Consider the following 24,449-nt stretch of genomic DNA (forward strand, 5'->3'; position numbering starts at 1 on the left):
TGCGCTGATTTACTTCTCGTAACAGACGTTTTATTGACCTCGGGGTTTTACCCGTGCGCAACGGCGCGAAGCATAGCGCAGCACTCGTCGTATTTCCCTGTATAAAGCTGGTCAAGTGCGTTGCCCGTCGCTAGAATTGCGCACTTTTTGATCAGAGGCGCGCCAAGCGCCCGTCTACCGCCTTGTCGTGCCCGACTGGCGGCGTCATTCAATACCGAGGTTAGACATGTCCACCACTCCCGCGACGGCCAATCCCAAGGTCGGCTTTGTTTCCCTGGGTTGCCCGAAGGCGCTCGTAGACTCCGAGCGCATCCTGACGCAACTGCGCATGGAAGGCTATGACGTGGTGTCCACTTATCAGGACGCCGACGTAGTGGTGGTCAACACCTGCGGTTTCATCGACTCGGCCAAGGCCGAATCCCTGGAAGTGATCGGCGAAGCCATCAAGGAAAACGGCAAGGTCATCGTGACCGGCTGCATGGGCGTGGAAGAAGGCAACATCCGCAACGTGCACCCAAGCGTGTTGGCCGTGACCGGCCCGCAGCAGTACGAGCAGGTGGTCAATGCCGTGCACGAAGTGGTGTCGCCCAAGCAGGACCACAACCCGCTGATCGACCTGGTGCCGCCGCAAGGTATCAAGCTGACCCCGCGCCACTACGCGTACCTGAAGATTTCCGAGGGCTGCAACCATAGCTGCAGCTTCTGCATCATCCCCTCGATGCGCGGCAAGCTGGTCAGCCGCCCGGTGGGTGACGTCCTCGACGAAGCCCAGCGCCTGGTCAAATCCGGCGTGAAAGAGCTGCTGGTCATCTCCCAGGACACCAGCGCCTACGGTGTCGACGTGAAGTACCGCACCGGTTTCTGGAACGGCGCGCCGGTGAAAACCCGCATGACCGAACTGTGCGAAGCCCTCAGCAGCCTGGGCGTGTGGGTGCGCCTGCACTACGTTTACCCGTACCCGCACGTCGACGAACTGATCCCGTTGATGGCCGCCGGCAAGATCCTGCCGTACCTGGACATCCCGTTCCAGCACGCCAGCCCGAAAGTGCTCAAGGCCATGAAACGTCCGGCCTTCGAAGACAAGACCCTGGCGCGCATCAAGAACTGGCGCAAGATCTGCCCGGAATTGATCATCCGCTCCACCTTCATCGTCGGCTTCCCTGGCGAAACCGAAGAGGACTTCCAGTACCTGCTGGACTGGCTGACTGAGGCGCAGCTGGACCGCGTCGGATGCTTCCAGTACTCGCCGGTCGAAGGTGCCCCGGCCAACCTGCTGGACCTGGCCGTGGTGCCGGATGACGTCAAGCAGGACCGTTGGGAGCGTTTCATGGCGCACCAGCAGGCCATCAGCTCGGCGCGCCTGCAACTGCGCATCGGCAAGGAAATCGAAGTGCTGATCGACGAAGTCGACGAGCAAGGCGCGGTGGGCCGCTGCTTCTTCGATGCGCCGGAGATCGACGGTAACGTGTTCATCGACGATGCCAGCGGCTTGAAGCCAGGCGACAAGGTCTGGTGCACCGTGACCGATGCCGACGAATACGATTTGTGGGCTGAAAAGCGCGACTGATCAGCGCCTTTGAAATATTTTAAAAAAGCCCTGCCTCTGGACAAGATGCGGGGCTTTTTTAGGTCTATCGTTTGCCCATCGTCGCCGATCATCGGCAAGGGGCAGCGGGCATGCGTCAGCATTCAGTTATCCATACACCCAAAAGCAGCGACTACACGCACCTGGCGCAGCTCTGGGAAGACTCGGTGCGGGCGACCCACAATTTCCTGCCGGACAGTTACATCGTATTGCTTAAGGAACTGGTGCTGACGCGTTACCTGGACTCGGTCATGCTGATCTGCACCAAAGACCGGAACCAACGCATCACCGGGTTTGCCGGGGTAGCGGGCGGCAAGGTCGAGATGCTGTTTATCGCCCCCCAGCACCGTGGCCAGGGCCTGGGCCGCCAACTGTTGCGATACGCGATCGAGCACTTGAATGCCGATGAATTGGACGTCAACGAACAGAACCCGCAGGCCTTGGGCTTCTACTTCAAACAAGGGTTCGAGGTGATCGGACGCGCAGAGCAGGACGGCCTGGGCCAGCCGTATCCTTTGCTGCACATGCGTTTGCGCCAGGTGCAGCAACGCGCCCAACCCGGCTAAATGAAATGGAGCCGGGATTAACCGCGCCCACACAGGTACAATAGCTGCCCCCTTTTGTTACGGCCCTTGTCATGACTGACCCCATACGCCTCTCCAAACGTCTGATCGAACTGGTTGGCTGCTCCCGTCGGGAGGCTGAGCTGTTTATCGAAGGCGGCTGGGTCTCGGTGGACGGTGAAGTGATCGACGAACCGCAGTTCAAGGTCACCACCCAAAAAGTCGAACTCGACCCCGAGGCCAAGGCCACCGCGCCAGAGCCGGTGACCCTCCTGCTGCACGCGCCTGCCGGCGTGGATGCCGAGACCGCCATGGCCTCGATCAGCGCCGAAACCTTGTCGGATGAACACCGTTTCGGCAAGCGCCCGCTCAAGGGCCACTTCCTGCGCCTGACCGCCAGCGCCGACCTGCAAGCCAACGCCAGCGGCCTGCTGGTGTTTACCCAGGACTGGAAAATTCTGCGCAAGTTGACCGCCGACGCCGCCAAGATCGAGCAGGAATATGTGGTGGAGGTCGAAGGCGACATGGTTGCCCATGGCCTGAACCGCCTGAACCACGGCCTGACTTACAAAGGCAAGGAACTGCCGGCGGTCAAAGCCAGCTGGCAGAACGAAAACCGCCTGCGTTTTGCGATGAAAAACCCGCAACCGGGCGTGATTGCCTTGTTCTGCGAAGCAGTCGGCTTGAAAGTCATCGCCATCCGGCGCATCCGCATTGGCGGCGTGTCCATCGGCAAAGTGCCGGTGGGCCAATGGCGCTACCTGTCCGCCAAAGAGAAGTTCTAAGCCACTGCTCCTTTTTATCGGCATCGCCCCATGGCGGCGGTGTCCTCAGTTGAATACCAGGATTGCCTACCATGATTCACAACGACGTACTGCGCAGCGTGCGCTACATGCTCGACATCAGCGACAACAAGATGGTCGAAATCATCAAGCTCGGCGGCATGGACGTGACCAAGGACGATTTGCTGACCTACCTCAAGAAGGATGAGGAAGAAGGCTTTGTGTTCTGCCCGGACGAAGTCATGGCTCACTTCCTCGACGGCCTGGTGATCTTCAAGCGCGGCAAGGACGAAAGTCGTCCGCCGCAGCCGATCGAAACCCCGGTGACCAACAACATCATCCTCAAGAAACTGCGTGTGGCCTTCGAACTGAAGGAAGACGACATGCACGCTATCCTCAAGGCCGCCGAGTTCCCAGTGTCCAAACCGGAACTGAGCGCACTGTTCCGCAAGTTCGGCCACACCAACTATCGCCCGTGCGGCGATCAGTTGCTGCGTAACTTCCTCAAGGGCCTCACCATGCGCGTTCGCCCCTGAACCATGGGTTACAACGTCTCCCCCGTCGGCTTTGTGCGCTCCTGCTTCAAGGAGAAATTCGCCATCCCACGCCAGCCACAACTGGCGCCTGCCGCGCGTGGCGTGCTGGAGCTGGTGGCGCCGTTTGACGGCGGTGAGGCGGTGCAGGGCCTGGAACAGGTCAGCCATGTGTGGCTGCTGTTCCTGTTTCATCAGGCCCTGGAAGACAAGCCACGCCTGAAAGTGCGCCCACCGCGCCTGGGGGGCAATACGTCCATGGGCGTGTTTGCGACCCGCGCGACTCACCGACCGAACGGCATCGGCCAATCGGTGGTGAAGCTGGACAAGGTGGAACCGGGTCGGCTGTGGATTTCCGGAATTGACCTGCTCGATGGCACGCCAGTACTGGATATCAAGCCCTATGTGCCCTACGCCGACATTATCGGCAGCGCCACCAACAGCATCGCCAGCAGTGCGCCACCGCTAATCCCGGTGCAATGGCTGAAGACCGCCCTGCATCAGGCACAAGGCCATGCGCACAGGCTGGATGAGCCGTTGGTGGAATTGATCGAGCAATGCCTGGCACAGGACCCGCGGCCAGCCTATCAGACGCCTGGGCCTGAGCGTGAGTATGGCGCGCAGTTCTGGGATGTGGATGTGCGTTGGCACTATCCCGAGGCCGGAGTGATTTGCGTGCTGGAAGTGCTTGCCGCTGGATAAACCGCAAACCCGATATGGGAGGGGGCTTGCCCCCCTCCCACATTTTGACCGCGCTTACTTCTCGACGAACGCACGCTCAATCAGATAATCGCCCGGCTCACGCATGCGTGGCGAAACCTTCAGGCCGAAGCTGTTCAGCACTTCGCTGGTTTCGTCCAACATGCTTGGGCTACCGCACAGCATGGCGCGGTCATCTTCAGGGTTGATCGGTGGCAGGCCGATATCGCGGAACAGCTTGCCGCTGCGCATCAGGTCGGTCAGGCGGCCTTCGTTTTCGAACGGCTCACGGGTCACGGTCGGGTAGTAGATCAACTTGTCACGCAGCGCCTCACCGAAGAACTCGTTCTGCGGCAGGTGCTCGGTGATGAATTCGCGGTAGGCGACTTCGTTGACGTAACGCACGCCGTGGCACAGGATCACCTTTTCGAAACGCTCGTAGGTTTCCGGGTCCTGGATCACGCTCATGAACGGAGCCAGGCCAGTACCGGTGCTGAGCAGGTACAGGTGTTTGCCCGGCTTCAAATCGTCGAGCACCAGGGTGCCTGTCGGTTTTTTGCTGATGATGATCTCGTCTCCTTCCTTCAAGTGCTGCAATTGGGAAGTCAGCGGGCCATCGGGCACCTTGATGCTGAAGAATTCCAGATGCTCTTCCCAGTTAGGGCTGGCGATGGAGTAAGCACGCATGAGCGGGCGGCCGTTGGGCTGTTGCAGGCCGATCATCACGAACTGACCGTTCTCGAAGCGCAGGCCCGGATCGCGGGTGCACTTGAAGCTGAACAGAGTGTCGTTCCAGTGATGAACACTGAGGACACGCTCGTGGTTCATGTTGCTCATGTACGGGGGACTCCTGGAAATGGGTCTGCGCCAGAAATATAGGTGCGCAATTGCAGCGTATTCTAATGGCGGCGACAATATCTGTTAACTGGATTATTAAGATAAGGGTTATCGGTTATATCGATATGCGATTTACTCTCCGTCAACTGCAGGTTTTCGTCGCCGTCGCCCAGCAGGAAAGCGTCTCGCGCGCTGCTGGCCTTCTGGCCTTATCTCAATCCGCCGCCAGCACCTCGATCACCGAGCTGGAGCGTCAATCCAGTTGCCAACTGTTCGACCGCGCCGGCAAGCGCCTGAGTCTCAACGCCCTCGGGCATCAACTGTTGCCCCAGGCCGTCGCGCTTCTAGACCAGGCCAAAGAGATCGAAGACCTGCTCAACGGCAAGTCCGGCTTCGGCTCGCTGGCGGTCGGCGCCACCCTGACCATCGGCAACTACCTGGCCACGCTGCTGATCGGCAGTTTCATGCAACAGCACCCGGAGAGCCAGGTGAAGCTGCATGTGCAGAACACTGCACATATCGTGCACCAGGTGGCGCACTACGAAATTGACCTGGGTCTAATCGAAGGCGACTGCAGCCACCCGGACATCGAGGTGCAAACCTGGGTAGAAGATGAGCTGGTGGTGTTCTGCGCACCGCAACATCCCCTGGCCAAGCGCGGCGTGGCGAGCATGGAAGAGTTGACCCATGAGGCTTGGATCTTGCGTGAACAAGGTTCGGGCACGCGCCTGACGTTTGACCAAGCCATGCGCCATCACCGCAGCGCGCTGAATATCCGCCTGGAACTGGAACATACCGAGGCGATCAAGCGCGCGGTGGAGTCCGGGCTGGGCATCGGCTGCATCTCCCGGCTTGCGCTGAGGGATGCATTTCGCCGTGGCAGCCTGGTGCCGGTTGAAACCCCGGACCTGGACCTGGCCCGGCAGTTCTACTTCATCTGGCATAAACAGAAGTACCAGACCTCCGCCATGCGCGAGTTCCTGGAACTATGCCGCGCTTTCACCGCCGGGGTTCAGCGCAGCGACGAAATCGTACTGCCGAACATTGCCTGATCCTCAGATCAGGATCACGGCCCATACCAGGGTGATCATGGTCAGCGCCACCAGTTGCGCGGCGCTGCCCATGTCCTTGGCGTTTTTCGACAAGGGGTGACGGTCCAGGGAAATGCGGTCAATGGCGGCCTCTACCGCCGAGTTGAGCAATTCGACGATCAACGCCAGCAGGCACACGGCGATCAGCAAGGCGCGTTCAACCCGGCTGACATGCAGGAAAAAGCTCAACGGAATCAGGATGACGTTCAGCAACACCAGTTGGCGAAACGCCGCCTCGCCGGTGAAAGCTGCACGCAGGCCATCCAGGGAATAGCCCCCTGCGTTGAAGATACGTTTGATACCGGTTTGACCCTTGAAAGGCGACATAGAGATAGGCAACTGAACCAAAGAAGTGGGGAAACTAGATCACGCAAAGTCAAAAAAGCGTGAATGCGTTGCAGCTTAATGCTGTGAAATTGACTCAAGTTGTTGCAAGAGTAACGCGGCCTGGGTGCGCGTACGCACGCCCAGCTTGCGAAAGATCGCGGTGACGTGAGCCTTGATGGTCGCTTCCGACACACTCAACTCGTAGGCAATCTGCTTGTTCAACAAGCCTTCGCACACCATGGTCAGCACCCGGAACTGCTGGGGGGTCAGGCTGGCCAAACCGTCACGGGCGGCTTTGGCTTCGTCGGATACGTTGACCTCTTCGAACGCCTGCGGCGGCCAGGACACATCACCATCAAGCACCTTGCGCACAGCGTTCTGGATATCCTCCATGGCACTGGACTTGGGAATGAAACCGCTGGCACCAAACTCCTTGGAACGCACCACCACGTCGGCCTCTTCCTGGGCGGACACCATGACCACCGGGATCTGCGGGTATTGCCCACGCAGCAATACCAAACCCGAAAAACCATAGGCACCGGGCATGTTCAGGTCTAGCAGCACCAGGTCCCAATCGGATTTTTCGGTGAGGCGGACCTCCAGTTCGGCGATGCTGGCCACCTCGACCAACCGGACATCGGGGCCAAGGCCCAGGGTTACGGCCTGATGCAGTGCACTGCGAAACAGCGGATGGTCATCGGCTATCAGGATTTCGTATGTGGCCATTGATTAAATGATCCTGTTTTTTGGGGTGCCCGAGGAGGCATTTTAGCGGGGGATTCGGCTACGGTGCCATCATGCAAACGTCGTCTGGTGATACCGTCGCAATGTAGGGCGTCAGGCGCCTATGGACGCTATCCCCCAGGTCCAGGGGCATCTGGAACTTGGCAGCCAGGTAATGAGTGCTGAATACATCGAGGTAAGCATCCAGCACTTCGCTCGCCGCCTGATCGGCAGCCAACTCCAGGCACAGCGCCGCGACTTCTGCGGTACAGAAATGATCATCGCGCGTGGAGCGACGCAGCTTGTACCGCGACAGCTGTTCCGGTGCAAGGCTCAGCACCGGCAAGTGCTCCAGGTACGGACTTTTGCGAAACATCTTACGCGCCTCACTCCAAGTGCCATCCAGCAAGATAAAGAGTGGACGCTTGCCCTCCTCCACCCTGACTTCGCTGACAACCCGTTCAGGCGCGACGAACTCGCCGGGAAACACGATATACGGTTGCCATTGCGGATCAGCCAGCAACGTGAGCAATTGGGGATCGACTTCGGTGCGTGACCAGGCGAACGCAGTGGTGTCAGCGATCACATCGGCAATCAACCAGCCAGTGTTACTCGGTTTCATTGGCTCCACATCGTGCATGAGCAGGCACATCGCCGACCGGGCCTGCACCTGGGGTCGCCAGGCGCACAGGCAATACTGGGGAATAACCCGGCAGCCTGGGCATCGCTCGGCACGCGAACCCCGATTGAGGAATGGCCTGACAGCACGTGCCAGACGCTCGGAACGCAGGCGGGAGACGGCGTGGCTCATGGAATACGCCGCAAGGAGGGATAAATCGACACAGGAGAACTCGATGAAGGCTTAAGTGGCAGCAGTTTACCAGCGATACGCCTGGCTGTAGTGGCAAGGGGTCACCTATAATTGCGCGCCACTGAACGCACAGCGCAGTGGCTGGTCTATGCACCAGTAACCGAATCAGGAGAGTTTCATGCTGCGTTCCATGCTGCGTCTTGTCGCCCCATCCGTCGCCCTTGCGTTGGTCATACCCGCAGGCGCCCATGCGGCCTCGCTGCTGGAGGCCCAAATGAACAGGAAGCTGCAAAGCGTCGCGGCCGAGAGCAACAAGGACCTGCCCCGGGAAATCGATGAAAAAACCCTGGAAGTGGCCTACACCGTTGAAGGCATGCAGCTGATCGACCACCTGAGCGTGCAGCCTGATCGAGCGCAGCAAATGCGTGACAATCCGAAAGCCGTCTATTTCCAGTTGGGGCAAAGCGTATGCCTGAACCAGGGCTACCGCGAACTGATGGCCAAGGGTGCGGTGATGCGTTATGAAATCACCGAGAACAAGACCAATCGCCCAGTGGCGTCGGTCAAGTTCGTAGAATCCGATTGCCCGGCACCGGCTGCGGCCAAGAAGAAAAAGTAACCTTTGCTCGTTCCCCGCGCGCTGCTGTCCAGCGGTGCGCTCTTCCCCCAGCTTGCGTTCCCGCCCCCGCTAAACTTCATGCTGAATGACCAATAAGCGGTTGCCAGCCAAGGGTTTTTCGGCACATGATCAAGCCATCCCCTTATTGTCGCTCACAGCCGTTTCACCTGCTGTTCTGTAACATTTTCAGGGCAAAAGAGGCCTGCCTTACTGCGGCACGCCATGACACATGCAGTGTCGTGGCCACCGACGATGCGTTCGTCGACTACCCAGGCCCTGCAAGAAAAGGAGAAGTTGAATGCCTTACGAATCGAATGATCGCCTGCTTCGCCATTTTGAAGAACACGGGACTGACCTCACACAGCAGGTCGACGCGCAGCTCCAGCTGATAGCCGCCAACAGCCCGAATATCCCCCTTTATCGCGACATGATTCTCACCGTTTTGCGCATGGCTCAAGACGATCGTAACCGCTGGAACGCCAAAATCACCCTGCAGGCGATCCGTGAGCTGGCTAACGCCTTCCGTGTACTGGAACAATTCAAGGACCGGCGCAAGGTGACCGTGTTCGGCTCGGCCCGCACCCCCGTCGAAAGCCCGCTGTATGCCTTGGCGCGGGAAGTCGGCGCGATGCTGGCACAGTCAGACTTGATGGTGATCACCGGCGGCGGCGGCGGCATCATGGCGGCAGCGCACGAAGGCGCAGGCCTGGAACACAGCCTCGGCTTCAATATCACCCTGCCGTTTGAACAGCACGCCAACCCCACCATCGATGGCACCGAGAACCTGTTGTCATTCCACTTCTTCTTCACCCGCAAGCTGTTCTTCGTCAAGGAAGCGGACGCGCTGGTGCTCTGTCCGGGAGGCTTCGGCACCTTGGACGAAGCGCTGGAAGTATTGACGCTGATCCAGACCGGCAAGAGCCCACTGGTACCGGTGGTGCTGCTGGATGCACCGGGGGGCGGGTTCTGGCAAGGCGCCCTGGACTTTATCCGCAGCCAGTTGGAAGCCAATCGCTACATCCTGCCCACCGACCTTAAATTGGTGCGCCTGGTGTACAGCGCCGAAGAAGCAGTGGAAGAGATCAACCGGTTCTATGCCAACTTCCACTCCACGCGCTGGCTGAAACGCGAGTTTGTGGTGCGCATGAATCATCCGCTGAGTGATCGTGCACTGGCCCATTTGCAGAGCGAGTTTGCCAGCCTGCGACTGAGTGGTGAGTTCCAGCAGCTTGCCTACACGGGCGAAGACCACGACGAGCCGAGGTTCAGCCATTTGACACGGCTGGTGTTCAACTTCAATGGACGGGATCAAGGCCGGCTGCGGGAGTTGGTGGACTACATCAACTTGCCGGAGAACTGGGCACAGGCCCAGGGTAAGACCCAACAGCGGGTGGAGCCGGAGACGGCTTGATTTTTGAGCAAAAAAAAAGGCCCACTATTTTCATAGTGGGCCTTTTTGGTGTTCTTGGTATAGCAACTGCTGTGCAGCCCGGCCGCCTTTAACCGGTAAGATGAGAACGGGTCATCTGTAGTGAGCGGACTTGCCCCGCGCTGGGTGGCGAAGCCGCCCCAAATCCAGGCACCTCGTTTTTCCTGAAATACCGTGGCGTCCTTGTTGGGGCTGCTGTGCAGCCCAGCGCGGGGCAAGCCCGCTCACTACAACAGCTCGTCCATATCTCGGCCGCTTAATAAGCGGCTGATCATTTCCATCGGAAACCCGCGATAACTCAGGAAACGCCCCTGCTTCGCACGCTCTTTGGCATCCACCGGCAGATGCCCGGAGAACTTACGCCGCCAGGTATCTTCCAACTGCGCCTGCCAACTGATACCGCACTCACGCAGGGCGAGGTCGATATCAGCACGTTGCAAGCCACGCTGGCCCAACTCTTCGCGAATTCGCGCAGGGCCGTAACCAGAACGGGCTCGATAGGAAATAAAGCTTTCTAGGTAACGGGATTCGGAAAGCAGCCCCTCTTCCGTCAAACGGTCAAGGGTGGTTTCGATCATCTCAGGCTCTGCGCCGCGCTGACGCAGTTTACGCGTCAGCTCGACTCGACCATGCTCGCGGCGAGCGAGCAGGTCCATTGCAGTGCGCCGAACGGCGACGAGTGTATCCAGTACAACAGTCATCGTTTGCTTCAGATGTCAGTGTCGGCTTCTTCCATCTCGTCAACCGGTTCACGGTTGGCGGCAGCTTTCACGTCAGGCGCTGCAGACAGCAGCTTGTCGCGGATCTGCTTCTCAAGCGTGGCGGCGATATCCGGGTTATCCGCCAGGAACTTGGCCGAGTTGGCCTTACCCTGACCGATCTTGCTGCCGTTGTAGGCATACCAGGCACCGGACTTCTCGACGAAGCCGTGCAGCACGCCCAGGTCGATCATCTCGCCGTTCAGGTAGATACCCTTGCCGTAGAGAATCTGGAACTCAGCCTGACGGAATGGCGGAGCCACCTTGTTCTTCACGACTTTAACGCGGGTTTCGCTACCGACAACCTCGTCACCTTCCTTCACCGCGCCAGTACGACGGATATCCAGACGGACCGAAGCATAGAACTTCAGCGCGTTACCACCGGTGGTGGTTTCCGGGCTGCCGAACATCACGCCGATCTTCATACGGATCTGGTTGATGAAGATCACCAGGCAGTTCGCGTTCTTGATGTTACCGGTGATTTTACGCAGCGCCTGGGACATCAGACGGGCTTGCAGGCCCACGTGCATGTCGCCCATTTCGCCTTCGATTTCAGCCTTGGGTACCAGGGCCGCCACGGAGTCGACCACGATCACGTCGATGGCGTTGGAGCGCACCAGCATGTCGGTGATTTCCAGGGCCTGCTCACCGGTGTCCGGCTGGGAAACCAGCAGGTCGTCAACGTTGACGCCCAGTTTGCCGGCGTATTCAGGGTCCAGGGCGTGCTCGGCGTCGACGAACGCGCAGGTAGCGCCCATTTTTTGCGCCTGGGCAATCACCGACAGGGTCAGGGTAGTTTTACCGGAAGATTCAGGACCGTAGATTTCAACGATACGACCTTTTGGCAGACCGCCAATGCCGAGCGCGATGTCCAGACCCAGAGAGCCAGTGGAAATAGCCGGGATCGCCTGACGGTCGTGATCGCCCATACGCATTACGGCACCCTTGCCGAATTGACGTTCGATCTGACCCAGGGCCGCAGCCAAGGCTTTCTTCTTGTTGTCGTCCATTAAAGTCCTCACGTAATCAATAAGGCCTGGCGGCCAACACCTGTATAAGTAGACAGTATTGTTCCACAAAGATCCGAGATCGCCTACCCCTGATTTTCTATTTCTGCTGCAGCTCGTCGCATCAAGCCCTCCAGCGCGGCCTTTACCGTCTGTCGACGGACCTCATCCCGGTTACCGGGGAAGTGCGCCAGCTCGCTCGTCACTTCGTCGCCCACACCGAACGCCAGCCATACCGTGCCCACCGGCTTGTCCGGCGAGCCGCCATCCGGCCCCGCCACCCCGCTGACCGCCACCGCAAAGCGCGCCAGGCTTTTTTCCTGGGCACCCCGGACCATCGCCTCGACCACTTCCTGGCTGACGGCGCCAACCTTACGGAACAGTGCTTCCGGCACATTCAACTGCCGGGTCTTCTGTCGATTGGAATAAGTGACGTAACCCGCCTCGAACCAGGCCGAACTGCCCGGTATCCGCGTGATGGCTTCGGCGATGCCGCCACCGGTGCAGGACTCGGCGGTGGTGACGTGGGCATTGAGCAACTGCAAGCGGCGGCCCAGTTCAGCAGCCAGTTGAGTGATTTCCTTCACGGTCGTCTCCAGGGATGGGCGGGGGGGTTCGCCTACCCTACAGGAGCCCATCGGCCATGCAAGTTACAGCGTGCATCAAGAAACTACCGGGCGACGGCCTGCACATACGCCTGACAGGCACGCAAGGCAATCAGGGCGTTATCACCGTCGTCGGTGATGCCGATAATTCTTTGAGCATGCGCTGGGTCAAGTCGGGCTCGCGGGGCTGCATGAACCACGCCGCCGGAGGTGGCGGTGGCCGGCATTGCGCAACCGTTGGCGGGGTCGCTGGCGTCGAGAAGGACTGACAACCGCACATCAGCAGTGGCCAGGCGGTCACGCAAAGCAGTCTGGTTGCGTTGGGCATCGCTTAACTCCCGGGTGTGTTGTTGGTCGCTGGCGTTGAGTTGTTGCTCCAGGGCCAGACGTTGCTCCTGCACCATCATTAACTGATGCGCAGCGGCCTGGCTTTGCTGGTTGAGCGCATCGGCATGCAGTTCCTCCTGATGCTCAAGCTGCTCACCGTAGCGCCAAGCCTGCACTTGCCAGACGACCACCATCAGCAGGCAGACGCCGATCAGGCGCACGATAGTCAAGTAATGCATAACACCGCCTTCGCCCGCGCCCACAATTGCAGGCGGTCCTCCATGCCGTTGAGCCCGCCATTGATGCGCCGGGTGATGGTGTCGAACAGGTCCTTGTCGGCCAGTTCGTTCAAACCGTTGCTTTGCCAGAACCAGGCAGCGGATTCACACGCCCATTGGGGCTGCTCCAGCAGTTCAGGTTGTTGCAGCAATCGATCATCGCCAAACAGTGCCTGGCTGCACGCCAGGTAATTGCGCCGGCCGGTAATCTGGATCAGGCCCCGCCCACGATACTTCTGGCCATCGCCATCCGCTTCGGGCGTGTTGCCCAAACGGGTGGCCAGGGAGCCGGTGTCGTATTTGCTCAGGTATTGGTCGCTGCCCAGTTCGCGAACGTAGCGCAGTTGCGCGGACTCGTGGCCGATTTGCGCGAGAAACGCAGCGACGCGTTTGGGGCTGGCGATCTCAAATCTGGCGATGGCGGTGTTCAGCCCGGACAAAAAAAGGCCCGCTCTTGAGCGGGCTGCGGGCAACACTTGAATAAGCTGCGAAAGTGTTATCGACACTGACATGCGCTCGACTCTGTGGAAAATGTTTGAAATAAGTCGGCCCCAGCAGCACTCCCTACTCAGAGCAAAGGATGTGACGGGGTCGAAAAAGAAACGGGCTCAATCAAAATCAAGGCCTTGAAATGCTTGCGAGACGCCTCGCACTAATAGGGTCGCCCAAGCAAGCACGACCCTTTGCTAGTCGCGCCTTATATGAGCGACCCTCTGGGCATTAGGCCGCTAGCTCGCGAGAGAAGCGATTAGAACTCCCAACCAATATGGCCATAGGTAGGGTATGGCGCGGTACCGTTATGTTCGGGACTGGTGGTATCGGGGTAGTAGACCTTACGTCGACGTATCGTCGGCGTGTAGCCAAAACGAGCCCAAACTGGACTTTCCTGAATAACAGCCAAATTGCCATTTGGCTGTAGGCGTAGAGTTGCGCCAGGATGACCACCAGTGCCCGAATTCCAAAGCGGGACGTTATTCGCCGCGTACACTACGAAATTACCATCCGCCTGAAAAACGGCTTTAACTGCACCCTTATTTTGGGTGTAGCTAGCCCAGCGAACACTCCAGTTCGGGCCGTAGTTCACGACGTTGCCATCACCTTGAAAGATCAGCGCACCATCACCGGCGAAGTAAGGAGTCCCCATCTGCAGTTCGGATGGTCCTCCGAACAGAATTGCGCCGGAAGTCGGATCAAGCGGAATCGAGGGGGTGCCATTCCAAATCGCCTGAGAATCTATCAGCACGATGTTACCGTCGTCCTGCAACGACATATGAGTTCGGTTCCATTGATCTTCGCTGGTGTACGACGAGTTGTTTGTCAGCCAGCTACGAGCCCGAATCGGATCGTCTAGAAAGGCGCCATATTGGACGTAGAGTTGCACCGGCACGTTGTATCGCAACGGAACGGTGGAAGAGTAAGGGGTAGTCTCGTTGGCGATCCAAACTACTGCGCCATTGTCCTGCAATGCCAGGTTGCCGTCGGCTTGAAGCAGCAGCTTGAATCGACCGTTTGGCGAAAGAAGGAACTGCCCCGGGGACATGGTTTGATAAGCAGGGAGAATCGAAGTACCACTACGTTGAAACGGAGTACGTGTACGTCCAGCCATATTGTTCACCTATTGAGTCGAATGATTAGTCGCGGAGAAATCCGCTGTCATGTCGCTCAATGGCGATCGCTCAAGGCTCGAGGCCTTCACATGATTCAACGTCCCACATCGGGCACACTTGATCTGGAGCTCTGTAACCCCACCCACACGGGCGAGAAGTCTTTTGCAGTGACCGCACCTGAACTCTTTCAACATCTGCAAATTCCTTTTGCTGGCATCCCCCGTCCATGGGCGGCAAACCCGCGCGAAAGCACACGGGTGAAAGGCGTCAACGGCTCGGCCTACTCTGCGGCAGACAACCCACTCGCATTGATCGTGCATCGATAGCTGTCTTTGCGCTTGCCACTGGCGGTCACGGTATTGATCGACCAACGCCCCTGCATGAAGCCTGGCCACGACTCGTCCAACAGCAACAGACCCTCAGCAGCGAACAACGGGTTTCCGGGGCAAATCACATCGACCTGCATCCCTTCGCGGCCCACCCGGCGCATTTCACCTTCGGCGGCAGCACGGGCTTCCGCTTCATTCTGGTAACGCTGCACGACCTGTTTGAAAGGCTCGATACCGACCCGCACGACGCGCTTTTGACCGGCCGATGCGTCCCACCATGAGGCTTGTGCACCGGAGTATTTGGCGCGGCTGCCCTCAGTAAACTTGGCGCTGATAAACGCGCGCTCGCCAGGACGATTGTCGCGTGTAAGCGACAGTCGCACGTCCGGCAGGGCCTTGCCCGACAGCGAGGTGAGTTGCCCTTTTCGGCCCAGCACGTAGAGTTCGTCGACCGGTTTGGCAACTGCGTCGAAACGTTTGGCCAACCTCGTCAAGAAGGCCATGTCACTTTCGTTGGTCTGGTCAATGTGGGTGATCTGCTGGCCCTCAAGGTCTGTCGCCACCCGCGGTGAATAACCGTAGCGCATCGTCAATTGGCGGAACAATGCACCCAAGGTAATCGGCCCGTGACTGGCGGTACGTCGTTGTTTAAACCCGTCTTGGTCAAACGGTGCCGCCGTGGCCTCCAGCACCAGGCGCATCGGAAACAGCGACGGCGTGCGCTTAGTGATCTTGAACTGCCCCTTGTCCACCAGGCCGGACTCCAGGTAGCCCACGCGCAAGCCGATTTTCCCTCCCAGGTCGGGTAACCCCTCAAGCCCCTCTATATCGAGGGTCAACTTGAGATGGTCCGAGACGAAACCGGCCGCATCGGTATGCTCCCACTCCAATAGTCGCTCATTGAGCAGCGCGGCATTGGCGCCGTAGATCTCCACCACCGGCGTATATCCAAGTGTCATGGTCGCTCCTTAATCCCAGGCCGAGATTGGCTTCGTCGCGACGGGCTGCCTGCCCAGTTCAGGCACGATCACACTGATACCTGCCGGCAATACTGCACCCTGTTCGGCCAACGTCGGATTCAACAGCCACAGCATTTCCTCGGCGGCATCGTCACATCGACCGAGCTCGCGATACAGCAGTAGGTTCACCGAATCACCGGCAATACTTCGAACCCTACGCATTGACGAACTCCTCCAGTACCAGCGACCAATGAATGACCATCGCAGTGCCATCGTCGATCACATTGGATTGTTTTTCGGTCACCGACTTGATGGTCCACAGCCCCCAACTGAGACCCACGCCATCAACCAAAGGCAACGGCGCACGAAGGGCTTGCAGTACGCGTAGCTCATCCAGCCGCGTCATACCCGTTGCACGCGCGGCCTTGCCGCCGAAGGTCAGCGTTTCGAGCCCCTGGCCAACCTGGCTGGACTTGGGTTTACCGGCAACGATAGGCAGCCCTACCCAGCCGCCAGTGCTGGCGCGGTCCAGGGTGTCGTAGGCGAACCCACGGGACAGCCCGAAAATAAACGTGCCCAATGCCATCTGTTGTCGCATCACACCCCTCCAATATCAGTCAGTGCCGCATCACGTCGCGACCCCAGCAAGTCATTCATCGACAGCGGCGAAAACTGCGCTTCGATCTGTTGCACCACCAACTCTGCCAACTGTTGATGGCTGGCCGGTTCTGGCGCATTGATGGTGATTTGCGGGGCAAAGTTGATTTGACGGTTATCGGCTTGAGCGCTGTTCAGGTTTTTGCTGACGTCTGCGGGCGCAGGCAAGCGATCACTTGGCCCAAACAATTTGTCCCCCAACCAACTCCCCGCTTCACTGCCCAGCAAGCCTCCAATCGCACCGCCGACCGCCGTTCCGACACCGGGAAAAATCATCGTGCCGATGGCCGCACCGGCAGACGCTCCCGCCCAGGCGCCACCGGCAGTACTGAGCCCGGCGCCGACGGCTTTAGCGTCGCCGTTGCGCACGCCCTGGACCACGTCGATGGCAGTGTCGACATACTTCAATGGGCCGAGGCGGCGGGCGGCGGCCGACTCGAGACGCGTCAGGGTGCCAATGGCAGAACCGGCAGACGCGCCCATCAATGCGCCACCGGCAGTACCGAGGCCGGCGCCGATGGCTTTAGCGCCACCGTTGCGTATGCCCTGGACCCCATCGATGACGGTATCGACAACCTTCAGCGGGCCGAGGCGACCAACTGTGGCCGATTCCGGTTTGGCTATTGCGTCCAACAGCCCGGTCACCTGGCCGTTGGCTGCGCGACGGGCTGTGGCGCGTGCCGTCGAGGGCGCTGCGTAGGAGGCAAATGTATTGCCCGGCAGACGGGTCGAGCCCTGGCTCGCCAGTTTGCTGTCGAACGCACGCAACGGCTGGCCCATGACATTGAGCGGCTGCGAGACCGGCGCCGAAAGTCCAGTACTGTGCGACTTGAGATCGGCCCGCTTTCTGACGATGCTGGTCTTGATCGACCGTGAGGTAGCCTGACGAGTCTTGTAACGCTTGCCACGTGGCCCCTTCGCATTAGCCTTGGAGCTTGGCTTGCTTTTGCCGCTGTCTTTGTCCCTGGCGGTTTCGCCGACACGTTCAGGCAACTGAGCGGTCGCTGAATCCAGCGGGCCGCGGATCCCGGCAGGCAGAGCCCCCGTACAGCAGCACTCCTTGCCTGCGTTACTGCCCTTGCCCTTATCGTCTTTCTTGAGCCACTTGGCAGCGGTTGGAAACTTGTCAGCCACGGCATCAAGCGCCTTGTCCGAAACCCGTTCCTTGGCTTTATCCCACAAGCTGGTGAGCAGTTCTTTGCCGACAAACTTACCGGCATCCGTTGCGCCTTGCAGGCCTTTGTCCACCCAGGAGGTCGAAGCCGGAGCGGGTTCTTTCGGCTGACTTTTGGCCGGCTCGCCACTGACCTCAACCGTCTTGGTTGCCAGCGTATTACCGGTAATGAACAACGTGCTGGTGAGCGTTTCCAACGCCTCGCGCAGCTGCACTTGCTCCAACGTCAAAGCGTTGATATCCACGCTGACGGTCACCAGCGCCGAGGCGAGCACCGACTGCGGATCCTGTTGTGGCCGCGATGCCGCATCCAGGCTTGCTGGCGCTGCAAGGCTGGCGGAAAACGGTGCCAGCACACTGCCAAGGTCCGCGTCGTCAAGCAGCCAGCGTTTGTCTTCCTGGGCGAGCCTCATCCCAGATTGAGTCTCTTGCATCCCGCTTACTCCTGTTTAACGCCAAGGCGGGTGATCGCGATGTCGTAGCGGCGCAATGCTTTGCCGGCGTCCCAGTCGAGGATCTCCGCCTCATTGACCGAATAGATCAGCGGCACCACATCGAGGATCACTTCGATGTCGCGCTCCGAAAGAAGTCCGCCGGTTGATTTAAAAAATCGTCGATACGCTCCTGCAGTTCCGTCCAGTCGGGCACGGTCAGGTTGGCAAGATCCGGAATCATCAGGCCGGTGCAATGAGCGGTGATGAACTCGGCGCGCTCTTTGTTGGTGGCGAGTTTTTTCATCACCTTGGTGGCGCGCAGCGCCGGCATTTCCAGCGCCAGCTCAGTCAGGGAGCGCCCTGCGGCATCGAGCGGCAACAGCAGATGGACGGGCTGGTCGTGGCTGGCTTTTTCGGGGGTTTTCAAGAAGAACGACGCAGGTTGCGTCGACATTTCGTGTACGTACTGCGCAATGCTTACGTAGTCCGGACGCTTGAGTTGGTCCAGTTCTTTTTCCGACAGGCCGGTGGCGAGTTTCGCCAGTTCAAAGAACTGATCGTCCTCGTCATCACCGGCCCGGGCCAGCGCGTCTTTTTGCGCGGCGTAGAACAGTGGCTTGAGTTGAATCTGCTCGATCGTCGCGCCGGTGTCGGCAGTGATCGGCGAGAGCAGCAGGTGCAAGGGTGGCATCCAGGCCATGGGGCTATTCCTTGGTGAAGTAGGGGGCGAGCAGGCCCGCCCCTTTGGGTTTAAGGCATCAGCACGGCGCGACGGGCGTCGCCGAGAATGTCGACGCCGTTGAGCACGAACTTCTGGGTGCGTACGTCGATGTCGATCACCGGGATGCCGTTTTCCAGGCGGTTGTAGGTGCGGCAGGACAGTTCCAGGGTGGTCAGTGCCTTGTCACCCATCTTCAGCTTTGCCTCCTCCAGGGATTTGAGCTTGCCGCCGACGGTGTGGTAGGTGAAGTAGGTCTTGCCGTCCTGATCCTGGCCGGCTTCACGCACATTCAACAGGATGTCGTCACCCAGACGCACGCCCAGGGCCAACATGATTTCCGGACCGGCGCCTTGCAGCACCAGCTTGGCATTGAGCACTTTGCCGCTCTTGGCCATTTCTTCGGCGATAAAGCGCCCACCGGACATGGGTTCCATGTCGAACTCGATCTTCGGCGGGGTGAACTCTTCCACGGTCGCGGACAACGGCAGGCCTTGAAGGGTGGCCGCAATGGCCTGTCTTACACGGTTGGTAAACATTAGAGAACGTCCTCCAGGAACTGCTCGATGATTTCATCGCGGGCGTTGAGTTGATAAATCATGTGTTCGTTCGGCGCGTAGCGGCCGTAGTCGATGACGATGAACCAGGTGCCGTTCTTGTACTTCTCGACACTGTTGAGTTCCGGGTGCAGGTAAACGCTGCCGCCAGGGATGGTTTCGTCGGCGACCAGGGTCTGCAGCCAGTCGTTGATGCGCTTGACCTCCTGGTCCATGAAGGACTTGGTGAGGTTCTTGGCCATGGCTTTCTGGCCGGCCTTGACCAGCTTGCGGCTGATGGCATCTTCCAGGCCGACGTAGCTGATGAACTTGCCGGTGATGGAACGGTTACCCAGCAGCGAGAAACCGCCGAGGATAGTGCGGGCGTAGTAACTCACGCCGTAACGGTTGAGCAGGTCGCCTTCGGTGGAGGTATCGAGGATGTTGTACTCGACCACGCGGGAAACGTCTTCGGCGAAGGTCACCTGATTACCAGGGCTTTCCCATTGCTTGACCTTGGCCAATGCGGCAATGGCCAGGGACGATGGCGACAGGAATACGTTTTTCTTCGCGGCCTTGGAGTACACCGACGGCATGTTGTGTACCAGCAGGCAACGGTCGAAGCCGAGGTCGGCACCGCCCAGTTCGCCACTGTAGGTCACTTGGTCGGCGACGGAGGCGTCCTTGCCATCCAGCACCACGCGGGCCTTGATGCGTTTGCCGAAGGCGGCGAACTCACCGGCCACGGCCTTGGTGCCGGTAAAGCCAGGCGCACCGATGATGGTCAGGTCTTCCGGCACACTGCTCAGGGCCGCCAGGCCCAGCTTGCGACCGGTGATGGGGTCGTTGCCGCCGATCACATTGTTGACGGTGTCGGCCGGGGTTGCGCCCTCCTCCACGATCACCACATAGACCGGCACCTTCACCACTTTGAGGATCTGGTACACCGCGTGAAACAACGTGCCCGACTCAGTACCGGTAGGGTCCAGCAGCGCCTGAGTGGTAAAGCTGTTGATACGGAACGGGGCGTTTTTCGGGATCGACGCATGGGCGTTCGGTGCGGTGCCGACCAGACCGATAACGTTATCGCCCAGGCCACCCATGGCCTCGGGGGATTCGGTGGCATTCACGGTGATGCCGTTATGCTCGAAGTTCAAAACCTCAGCCATGATTAGTCAGCCTTCTTGGGGGTGGAGTTAAGGACGCTGGTCAGTTCCAAGCGGCCGGCGGTGCGCAGGGCGGATGCTTCGACGTCGAGCAGTTCCAGCTCCTCGCCGACGGTGGACCAATGGCCACCTCCGGTGGGGAACGGGATGAGGACGGTGTAGGTTTGGCGGTTGTGCATAAGTGGAATTCTCCGGGTGAGAAACGCCAAAGCCCCTACGGAGAGGGGCTTTGGGCGGGCGTAAAAAAACCGCTTTCGCGGTGGGTTCAGATACGTTCGGGCAATGGATAAAGGGCCTTGATTTCGGCCACCTTGTCACGCCAAGCCTTTTCTTTTTCGGGGGTTTCGTCGTATTGCCATTCAAGGAAAAGGGGGTCTGCTTCAGTCTCGTACAATGTACGACGTGCAGAAATGACCCCGTCCAATTTCGCGCTGTTTTCAGCTTGCTGACACAGTTCCTCTGCTCGGGTTTCGTCAAGCCCCAGCGCTACCAAGGTTGGGCGATCCGCCGGAACATTAATGAGCGTTTCACCGGAGGCAAGCAGCAGTTTTTTAATAGACCCAACCATGTTTATGCTCCCTTCACCGCGTAGCGCAGATCATTATCCAGTGTGTAAGCCAACCTGCTTTCCGGGTAGGTTTCTCCGAGCTCGGGTGCAGTGATGGCGAAAGGTTTGACCTTCCAGGAAATTTCATACTCAGGCGTCACTGCTTGGCTCAGTTCAACTTCGGCATCTGAACGACTGAACTTCACAGGCTCTTCAAAGCTCTTGGTGACGATATACGTCAGCCCGCCACGCAAGTAGCAGCCAGACTCCTGGGGAGAAGAGACCAATGCACCTACGGTCTGGTTAAGCCAGATTGGCTTCAGCCCGGTAACCGGACGAACGTAAGACAGCATCCCGAATTGGGCACGGCGTACGGTCTCCCGATAAGTCTGAGAGATTCGTTTGATAGTCAGGAAATTTGCGTCCCCGTTCCATGGGATTCCACAGCCTTCTATCTGAAGGTTCAGACCTGCAACATGTGACTCGAAATTGTTATTGAACGGATTGAGGTTGGCGTCCAAAGCGTAGTTTCTCGAGATAATAATCTCCGACATCCCTTTTTCGTTACCGGGCATACGCCACCAGACCGGATAAAAGATATTGGTGGACAACCCCGTAAGATCGATCGTTTGCGTGTAAGACGCACGGCCATTGATATCCTTGGCCTGTACACTATTGCGCCATGCCGTGAATTGAGCCGATGCGACCTCAACACGCGCATCGATTTTGCCAATCTGATTAGTCACGGTATCCGTGAGTTTGTTACAAGCATCCACAACTTTCGTAATCGTCGCTTCAATTCCCATCATCAACTCCCTGTCAATTTTCGTCTTTCCAGCACTTTTGCAAGCACTCTTACTTCGCTTCGAGATGCATAACCCTGAACATCAAGTCCACATGTCGCGACATGTTGTCCACCGAAGCCGCCGCCAAAATCGCGATCTCTTCGGCCAGCAACACATTCAGGTTTTCACTGCCCACCACAATCGTCACGCTATCCGCCGGCAACGGCGAAATATCCAGCGTGAACTTTTGCAGCACCCGCGCCGCCGCCGCCTTATACGTCAGCAACTTCCCCGCCACCGAATACACCGCCAGCAAGGTCCCGCTGGCGAGGTAGAAACCGAACTCGCCAATTTCATACTCGGCCTCGCCATCGAACAGCGCGGCCATCCTGAGTTGGCGGTCGCCGAGGTCTTCGTAATCGACGATGGCAACCCGCTGACGCTCGTCCCGCAAGGCCACTTCCGTGCCGTCCGGGTTGTAGCGGCCGGTGCCGGCGCCGATGTGGGTGATTTCGCCTTTCAGGCCCTGGTTCTTTGCCTGCAGCACTTCATCCAAACCTTTGGAGGTGAAGCGCACCAGGCGCGTAATGTCATCTGTCATGGCTGCGCCCTGAGGTCGTAGTCGTTAATGATGTAGTGCTGGGCGACCCCTGCACTGTTAATTCGAGCAACCAGCGCCAATTCCGGCAGTGCGCCGTCCAGATACAACTCACCGTCGCTCAATGGGGCATCGAGTACCTGCGTGAGCGCGAGCTGACCTTCGGTCTCATGAACAACTGTGATCGTCGCCCGATCCCGCTCACTCTGCGCCGCATTGATGCGGCGGATCAGCCGGTTATGGTCACCGCTGGACCAAGTGCGCCCGATGATCGCCTGGACGTCGAAGGTGTAAGGCACACCCAGCGGGCGCTGTTGATACCAGGCGCTGATGTTGGGGGTGAAACCCAGCGACTCCACCGCGTAGCTCAAGGCCTTGGGCGTGCCCGCCTGGCGTTGGATCTGCCAGGACAGGGCCACGGTGAGGCGTTTTTCGGTTTCGCTGGCGTCGGCATCCCACTCACTGACGCCACGGTCGGCCGCCAGGTAGGGCAGGAATTGGGTGGGGGTTTGCAGCGGGTTCATCAACGCCGGAAACGGCGGCATGACCCGGTCGAGCAACTGTCCGAACCCCAGGTCCAAGGCTTTTTCCAACGGCGAACTGTTGGCCGGCAGCAGGCTTGCTTTGGGTTCATCACTCATAGCGTGCGCACCTCCACCTCAACCCCCGTGCAATACGGGGCCTGGAACGCGGTGCTGATAATCGGCTGCAAAGGCTCGAGGATTTGCAGTTGCGCGGCACCGGCGCTGTGGATGGCGTAATCGATCCAGCTCGGGTCCACTCGCCCTTCCAGGCGATGGCAGGAGTCGGCATAGGTTTGCAGCAGTTTCTGAGCGGCGACTTGAGTGAGCCCGGAGTCAGGGCCCGCATTGATCTTGGCCACCACACGAATTTTGTAGGGTTGAATCTGTGCCCCCTGCACGCTGACCAGGTCTGTCTCCGGTCGTACATCGGGCCGTGCGAAATGGCGTCGCACACCGTCAAGCAGATCGGCGGATGGCGTGCCGTCACCTTCCCGCGAAAGCACCGTGACCATCACTTCGCCCGGCGCGGTGCGGCGGGCGTTGCCGTCCTTGACCTGGGCGGCATAGCCGTCCGGGTCGAAGGTGTAGCTGACGGTCACCACGCCCGGTGTCGCACTTTGTACCTTCACCGCAGGGCGTTCACCCAGGGTGAAGACCTCGCGGCGATACTGCATCCGCGAGCCCGCCGCAGGAGCGTGGGGTGCCAGGTAGTAGCGCAGTCGAGCGTCGTCGTCGCTTTCCAGAGTCGGCGGCACCGGCGGGAAAGCCGCGGGGTCGCCCGGGTCGAGCACTTGGCGTTCCAGGCCCATGTCGGCCAGGCGGGCATCCAGGTTACTGCCGGTAGCCCACCACGCCAGCATCTGCTTGATGCGGGCGTTGTATTTGCGTTCGTGAGTCTGCAGGCGCACGCAAAACGCTTCCAGGGCCAGGGTCAGCAGCTCGCTTTCGTTGTCGAGGCTGACCTTGAGTTTGGCCGCGCTTTGCGGCGCTCGGGTGGCGACATAGTCGACGATAAACGCCTTGAATTCGGCCAGCAGCGGTTCGAACTCATCCACCGCAATGATGGCCGGCTCCGCCAGTTGGTTCTGGCCTGGGATCAGCATGCTCATGTCACGACCTCGAAGGTTTGTTGGCGGTTTTTCCAGGTGCCGGCGAACCGCAGCAGCAGGCCGGCGCCCTGGCGGGTGGCGACGATGACCTGGGGTTGAAAGTCGCCAATGCCGTTCTGGGTGTTGTAGAACGCCTGGGCAGCATGGCTTTGGGCGAGGATCAGCAAGTCATCGCCGAGGTTCTGGCCCAGCAGTTGCGGGATCATCGAGCCGTACAGCGGGCGCTTCTGACGAGTGCCCAGGGGGGTGGTCAGCGCTCGGGTGGCGCGCTGCACGAATTGCAGCCAGTCATCGACGGCTGCCCCGGTGTTGCGATCGATGCCGATCATGGG

34 protein-coding genes are annotated in these 24,449 nt (G+C 59.3%); 8 read left to right on the plus strand and 26 right to left on the minus strand.

Features of this window, described 5'->3' with window-relative positions; genetic code table 11:
• Positions 1 to 226: 226 nt before the first annotated feature.
• The 5 genes from rimO to tsaA all read left to right on the plus strand — a co-directional run bounded on the left by rimO (position 227) and on the right by tsaA (position 4,165).
• A complete protein-coding gene (gene rimO / locus MJP36_RS24065; RefSeq protein WP_244384142.1) occupies positions 227 to 1,567 on the plus strand; it encodes a 30S ribosomal protein S12 methylthiotransferase RimO in 1,341 nt (446 codons plus the stop codon).
• Positions 1,568 to 1,677: 110 nt separating this feature from the next.
• Complete coding sequence (locus tag MJP36_RS24070) at positions 1,678 to 2,151, plus strand: GNAT family N-acetyltransferase (RefSeq protein ID WP_244384143.1); 474 nt, start codon at positions 1,678 to 1,680, stop codon at positions 2,149 to 2,151.
• A 71-nt stretch (positions 2,152 to 2,222) separates the two neighbouring features.
• Positions 2,223 to 2,933, plus strand: a complete 711-nt coding sequence (locus MJP36_RS24075) for an rRNA pseudouridine synthase (protein WP_060753989.1) — start codon at positions 2,223 to 2,225, stop codon at positions 2,931 to 2,933.
• Positions 2,934 to 3,004: 71 nt separating this feature from the next.
• Positions 3,005 to 3,466 carry a YehS family protein gene (locus MJP36_RS24080; protein ID WP_060753988.1) on the plus strand — a complete coding sequence of 154 codons (462 nt, stop codon included), beginning with the start codon at positions 3,005 to 3,007 and terminating at the stop codon, positions 3,464 to 3,466.
• Positions 3,467 to 3,469: 3 nt separating this feature from the next.
• Positions 3,470 to 4,165 (plus strand): tRNA (N6-threonylcarbamoyladenosine(37)-N6)-methyltransferase TrmO, encoded by a 696-nt coding sequence (gene tsaA / locus MJP36_RS24085; RefSeq protein WP_090366449.1) that lies wholly within the window; start codon positions 3,470 to 3,472, stop codon positions 4,163 to 4,165.
• Between the two features lie 54 nt (positions 4,166 to 4,219).
• Here tsaA and fpr read toward each other — a convergent pair whose 3' ends face one another.
• A complete protein-coding gene (fpr, locus tag MJP36_RS24090; protein ID WP_017529767.1) occupies positions 4,220 to 4,999 on the minus strand; it encodes a ferredoxin-NADP reductase in 780 nt (259 codons plus the stop codon).
• Positions 5,000 to 5,124: 125 nt separating this feature from the next.
• Between fpr and MJP36_RS24095 the strand changes: the two genes are divergently transcribed.
• Positions 5,125 to 6,051: a LysR family transcriptional regulator gene (locus MJP36_RS24095; RefSeq protein ID WP_060753986.1), complete on the plus strand. Its 927-nt coding sequence runs from the start codon at positions 5,125 to 5,127 to the stop codon at positions 6,049 to 6,051.
• A 3-nt stretch (positions 6,052 to 6,054) separates the two neighbouring features.
• On the opposite strand, the gene MJP36_RS24100 is transcribed toward MJP36_RS24095, so the two are convergent.
• The 3 genes from MJP36_RS24100 to MJP36_RS24110 all read right to left on the minus strand — a co-directional run bounded on the left by MJP36_RS24100 (position 6,055) and on the right by MJP36_RS24110 (position 7,951).
• Positions 6,055 to 6,423, minus strand: coding sequence for a diacylglycerol kinase (locus MJP36_RS24100; protein ID WP_174554045.1), 369 nt, complete (start codon positions 6,421 to 6,423; stop codon positions 6,055 to 6,057).
• Positions 6,424 to 6,492: 69 nt separating this feature from the next.
• The gene (gene erdR, locus MJP36_RS24105; protein WP_060753984.1) at positions 6,493 to 7,143 is read right to left on the minus strand and encodes a response regulator transcription factor ErdR; all 651 of its coding nucleotides are present in this window, start codon (positions 7,141 to 7,143) and stop codon (positions 6,493 to 6,495) included.
• Between the two features lie 58 nt (positions 7,144 to 7,201).
• A complete protein-coding gene (locus tag MJP36_RS24110; RefSeq protein WP_244384145.1) occupies positions 7,202 to 7,951 on the minus strand; it encodes a tRNA-uridine aminocarboxypropyltransferase in 750 nt (249 codons plus the stop codon).
• A gap of 178 nt (positions 7,952 to 8,129) precedes the next feature.
• Between MJP36_RS24110 and MJP36_RS24115 the strand changes: the two genes are divergently transcribed.
• Together MJP36_RS24115 and MJP36_RS24120 are read left to right on the plus strand one after the other, a co-directional pair.
• Complete coding sequence (locus MJP36_RS24115; protein ID WP_090366453.1) at positions 8,130 to 8,570, plus strand: PA3611 family quorum-sensing-regulated virulence factor; 441 nt, start codon at positions 8,130 to 8,132, stop codon at positions 8,568 to 8,570.
• A 298-nt stretch (positions 8,571 to 8,868) separates the two neighbouring features.
• A complete protein-coding gene (locus MJP36_RS24120) occupies positions 8,869 to 9,981 on the plus strand; it encodes an LOG family protein (RefSeq protein WP_244384147.1) in 1,113 nt (370 codons plus the stop codon).
• A 245-nt stretch (positions 9,982 to 10,226) separates the two neighbouring features.
• On the opposite strand, the gene recX is transcribed toward MJP36_RS24120, so the two are convergent.
• The 22 genes from recX to MJP36_RS24225 all read right to left on the minus strand — a co-directional run bounded on the left by recX (position 10,227) and on the right by MJP36_RS24225 (position 24,446).
• On the minus strand, positions 10,227 to 10,700 hold the full coding sequence (gene recX / locus MJP36_RS24125) for a recombination regulator RecX (RefSeq protein WP_060753980.1): 474 nt from the start codon (positions 10,698 to 10,700) through the stop codon (positions 10,227 to 10,229).
• Between the two features lie 8 nt (positions 10,701 to 10,708).
• Complete coding sequence (gene recA, locus MJP36_RS24130) at positions 10,709 to 11,767, minus strand: recombinase RecA (RefSeq protein WP_060753979.1); 1,059 nt, start codon at positions 11,765 to 11,767, stop codon at positions 10,709 to 10,711.
• A gap of 83 nt (positions 11,768 to 11,850) precedes the next feature.
• Positions 11,851 to 12,351 carry a CinA family protein gene (locus MJP36_RS24135; RefSeq protein ID WP_060753978.1) on the minus strand — a complete coding sequence of 167 codons (501 nt, stop codon included), beginning with the start codon at positions 12,349 to 12,351 and terminating at the stop codon, positions 11,851 to 11,853.
• Between the two features lie 83 nt (positions 12,352 to 12,434).
• Positions 12,435 to 12,935 carry a lysis system i-spanin subunit Rz gene (locus MJP36_RS24140; RefSeq protein ID WP_161549883.1) on the minus strand — a complete coding sequence of 167 codons (501 nt, stop codon included), beginning with the start codon at positions 12,933 to 12,935 and terminating at the stop codon, positions 12,435 to 12,437.
• Positions 12,923 to 13,480 carry a glycoside hydrolase family 19 protein gene (locus MJP36_RS24145; protein ID WP_244385661.1) on the minus strand — a complete coding sequence of 186 codons (558 nt, stop codon included), beginning with the start codon at positions 13,478 to 13,480 and terminating at the stop codon, positions 12,923 to 12,925. Before MJP36_RS24145 ends, MJP36_RS24140 begins: the two co-directional genes overlap by 13 nt.
• A 242-nt stretch (positions 13,481 to 13,722) precedes the next feature.
• The gene (locus MJP36_RS24150) at positions 13,723 to 14,580 is read right to left on the minus strand and encodes a putidacin L1 family lectin-like bacteriocin (protein WP_244384149.1); all 858 of its coding nucleotides are present in this window, start codon (positions 14,578 to 14,580) and stop codon (positions 13,723 to 13,725) included.
• 9 nt (positions 14,581 to 14,589) lie between these two features.
• Positions 14,590 to 14,781: a zinc finger domain-containing protein gene (locus MJP36_RS24155; protein ID WP_244384152.1), complete on the minus strand. Its 192-nt coding sequence runs from the start codon at positions 14,779 to 14,781 to the stop codon at positions 14,590 to 14,592.
• Positions 14,782 to 14,861: 80 nt separating this feature from the next.
• On the minus strand, positions 14,862 to 15,869 hold the full coding sequence (locus tag MJP36_RS24160; protein ID WP_244384154.1) for a contractile injection system protein, VgrG/Pvc8 family: 1,008 nt from the start codon (positions 15,867 to 15,869) through the stop codon (positions 14,862 to 14,864).
• A gap of 9 nt (positions 15,870 to 15,878) precedes the next feature.
• Complete coding sequence (locus MJP36_RS24165) at positions 15,879 to 16,091, minus strand: tail protein X (RefSeq protein ID WP_060753974.1); 213 nt, start codon at positions 16,089 to 16,091, stop codon at positions 15,879 to 15,881.
• Entirely contained in the window at positions 16,084 to 16,467 is a 384-nt protein-coding gene (locus MJP36_RS24170) for a phage tail protein (protein WP_060753973.1), read from the minus strand. Before MJP36_RS24170 ends, MJP36_RS24165 begins: the two co-directional genes overlap by 8 nt.
• The gene (locus tag MJP36_RS24175; RefSeq protein WP_244384156.1) at positions 16,467 to 18,134 is read right to left on the minus strand and encodes a tail tape measure protein; all 1,668 of its coding nucleotides are present in this window, start codon (positions 18,132 to 18,134) and stop codon (positions 16,467 to 16,469) included. Before MJP36_RS24175 ends, MJP36_RS24170 begins: the two co-directional genes overlap by 1 nt.
• A 5-nt stretch (positions 18,135 to 18,139) precedes the next feature.
• Complete coding sequence (locus tag MJP36_RS27970) at positions 18,140 to 18,265, minus strand: hypothetical protein (protein WP_017844653.1); 126 nt, start codon at positions 18,263 to 18,265, stop codon at positions 18,140 to 18,142.
• The gene (locus tag MJP36_RS24180; RefSeq protein WP_205344446.1) at positions 18,262 to 18,834 is read right to left on the minus strand and encodes a phage tail assembly protein; all 573 of its coding nucleotides are present in this window, start codon (positions 18,832 to 18,834) and stop codon (positions 18,262 to 18,264) included. Before MJP36_RS24180 ends, MJP36_RS27970 begins: the two co-directional genes overlap by 4 nt.
• A gap of 50 nt (positions 18,835 to 18,884) precedes the next feature.
• Positions 18,885 to 19,391 carry a phage major tail tube protein gene (locus MJP36_RS24185; protein WP_104995654.1) on the minus strand — a complete coding sequence of 169 codons (507 nt, stop codon included), beginning with the start codon at positions 19,389 to 19,391 and terminating at the stop codon, positions 18,885 to 18,887.
• Complete coding sequence (locus MJP36_RS24190; protein WP_060753969.1) at positions 19,391 to 20,557, minus strand: phage tail sheath protein; 1,167 nt, start codon at positions 20,555 to 20,557, stop codon at positions 19,391 to 19,393. Before MJP36_RS24190 ends, MJP36_RS24185 begins: the two co-directional genes overlap by 1 nt.
• A gap of 2 nt (positions 20,558 to 20,559) precedes the next feature.
• A complete protein-coding gene (locus MJP36_RS24195; RefSeq protein WP_162843515.1) occupies positions 20,560 to 20,733 on the minus strand; it encodes a hypothetical protein in 174 nt (57 codons plus the stop codon).
• Positions 20,734 to 20,819: 86 nt separating this feature from the next.
• A complete protein-coding gene (locus tag MJP36_RS24200; protein ID WP_104995653.1) occupies positions 20,820 to 21,122 on the minus strand; it encodes a hypothetical protein in 303 nt (100 codons plus the stop codon).
• Between the two features lie 2 nt (positions 21,123 to 21,124).
• Positions 21,125 to 21,907: a phage tail protein gene (locus tag MJP36_RS24205; protein WP_104995652.1), complete on the minus strand. Its 783-nt coding sequence runs from the start codon at positions 21,905 to 21,907 to the stop codon at positions 21,125 to 21,127.
• 49 nt (positions 21,908 to 21,956) lie between these two features.
• Entirely contained in the window at positions 21,957 to 22,487 is a 531-nt protein-coding gene (locus MJP36_RS24210) for a hypothetical protein (protein ID WP_104995651.1), read from the minus strand.
• Entirely contained in the window at positions 22,484 to 23,125 is a 642-nt protein-coding gene (locus tag MJP36_RS24215) for a phage tail protein I (protein WP_244384158.1), read from the minus strand. The genes MJP36_RS24210 and MJP36_RS24215 overlap by 4 nt, the downstream gene beginning before the upstream one ends.
• Complete coding sequence (locus tag MJP36_RS24220) at positions 23,122 to 24,117, minus strand: baseplate J/gp47 family protein (RefSeq protein ID WP_244384160.1); 996 nt, start codon at positions 24,115 to 24,117, stop codon at positions 23,122 to 23,124. The genes MJP36_RS24215 and MJP36_RS24220 overlap by 4 nt, the downstream gene beginning before the upstream one ends.
• Entirely contained in the window at positions 24,114 to 24,446 is a 333-nt protein-coding gene (locus MJP36_RS24225; protein ID WP_060753964.1) for a hypothetical protein, read from the minus strand. The genes MJP36_RS24220 and MJP36_RS24225 overlap by 4 nt, the downstream gene beginning before the upstream one ends.
• Between the last annotated feature and the right edge of the window lie 3 nt (positions 24,447 to 24,449).

The organism is Pseudomonas palleroniana (assembly GCF_022836895.1).
Taxonomy (GTDB): Bacteria; Pseudomonadota; Gammaproteobacteria; order Pseudomonadales; family Pseudomonadaceae; genus Aquipseudomonas; species Aquipseudomonas palleroniana.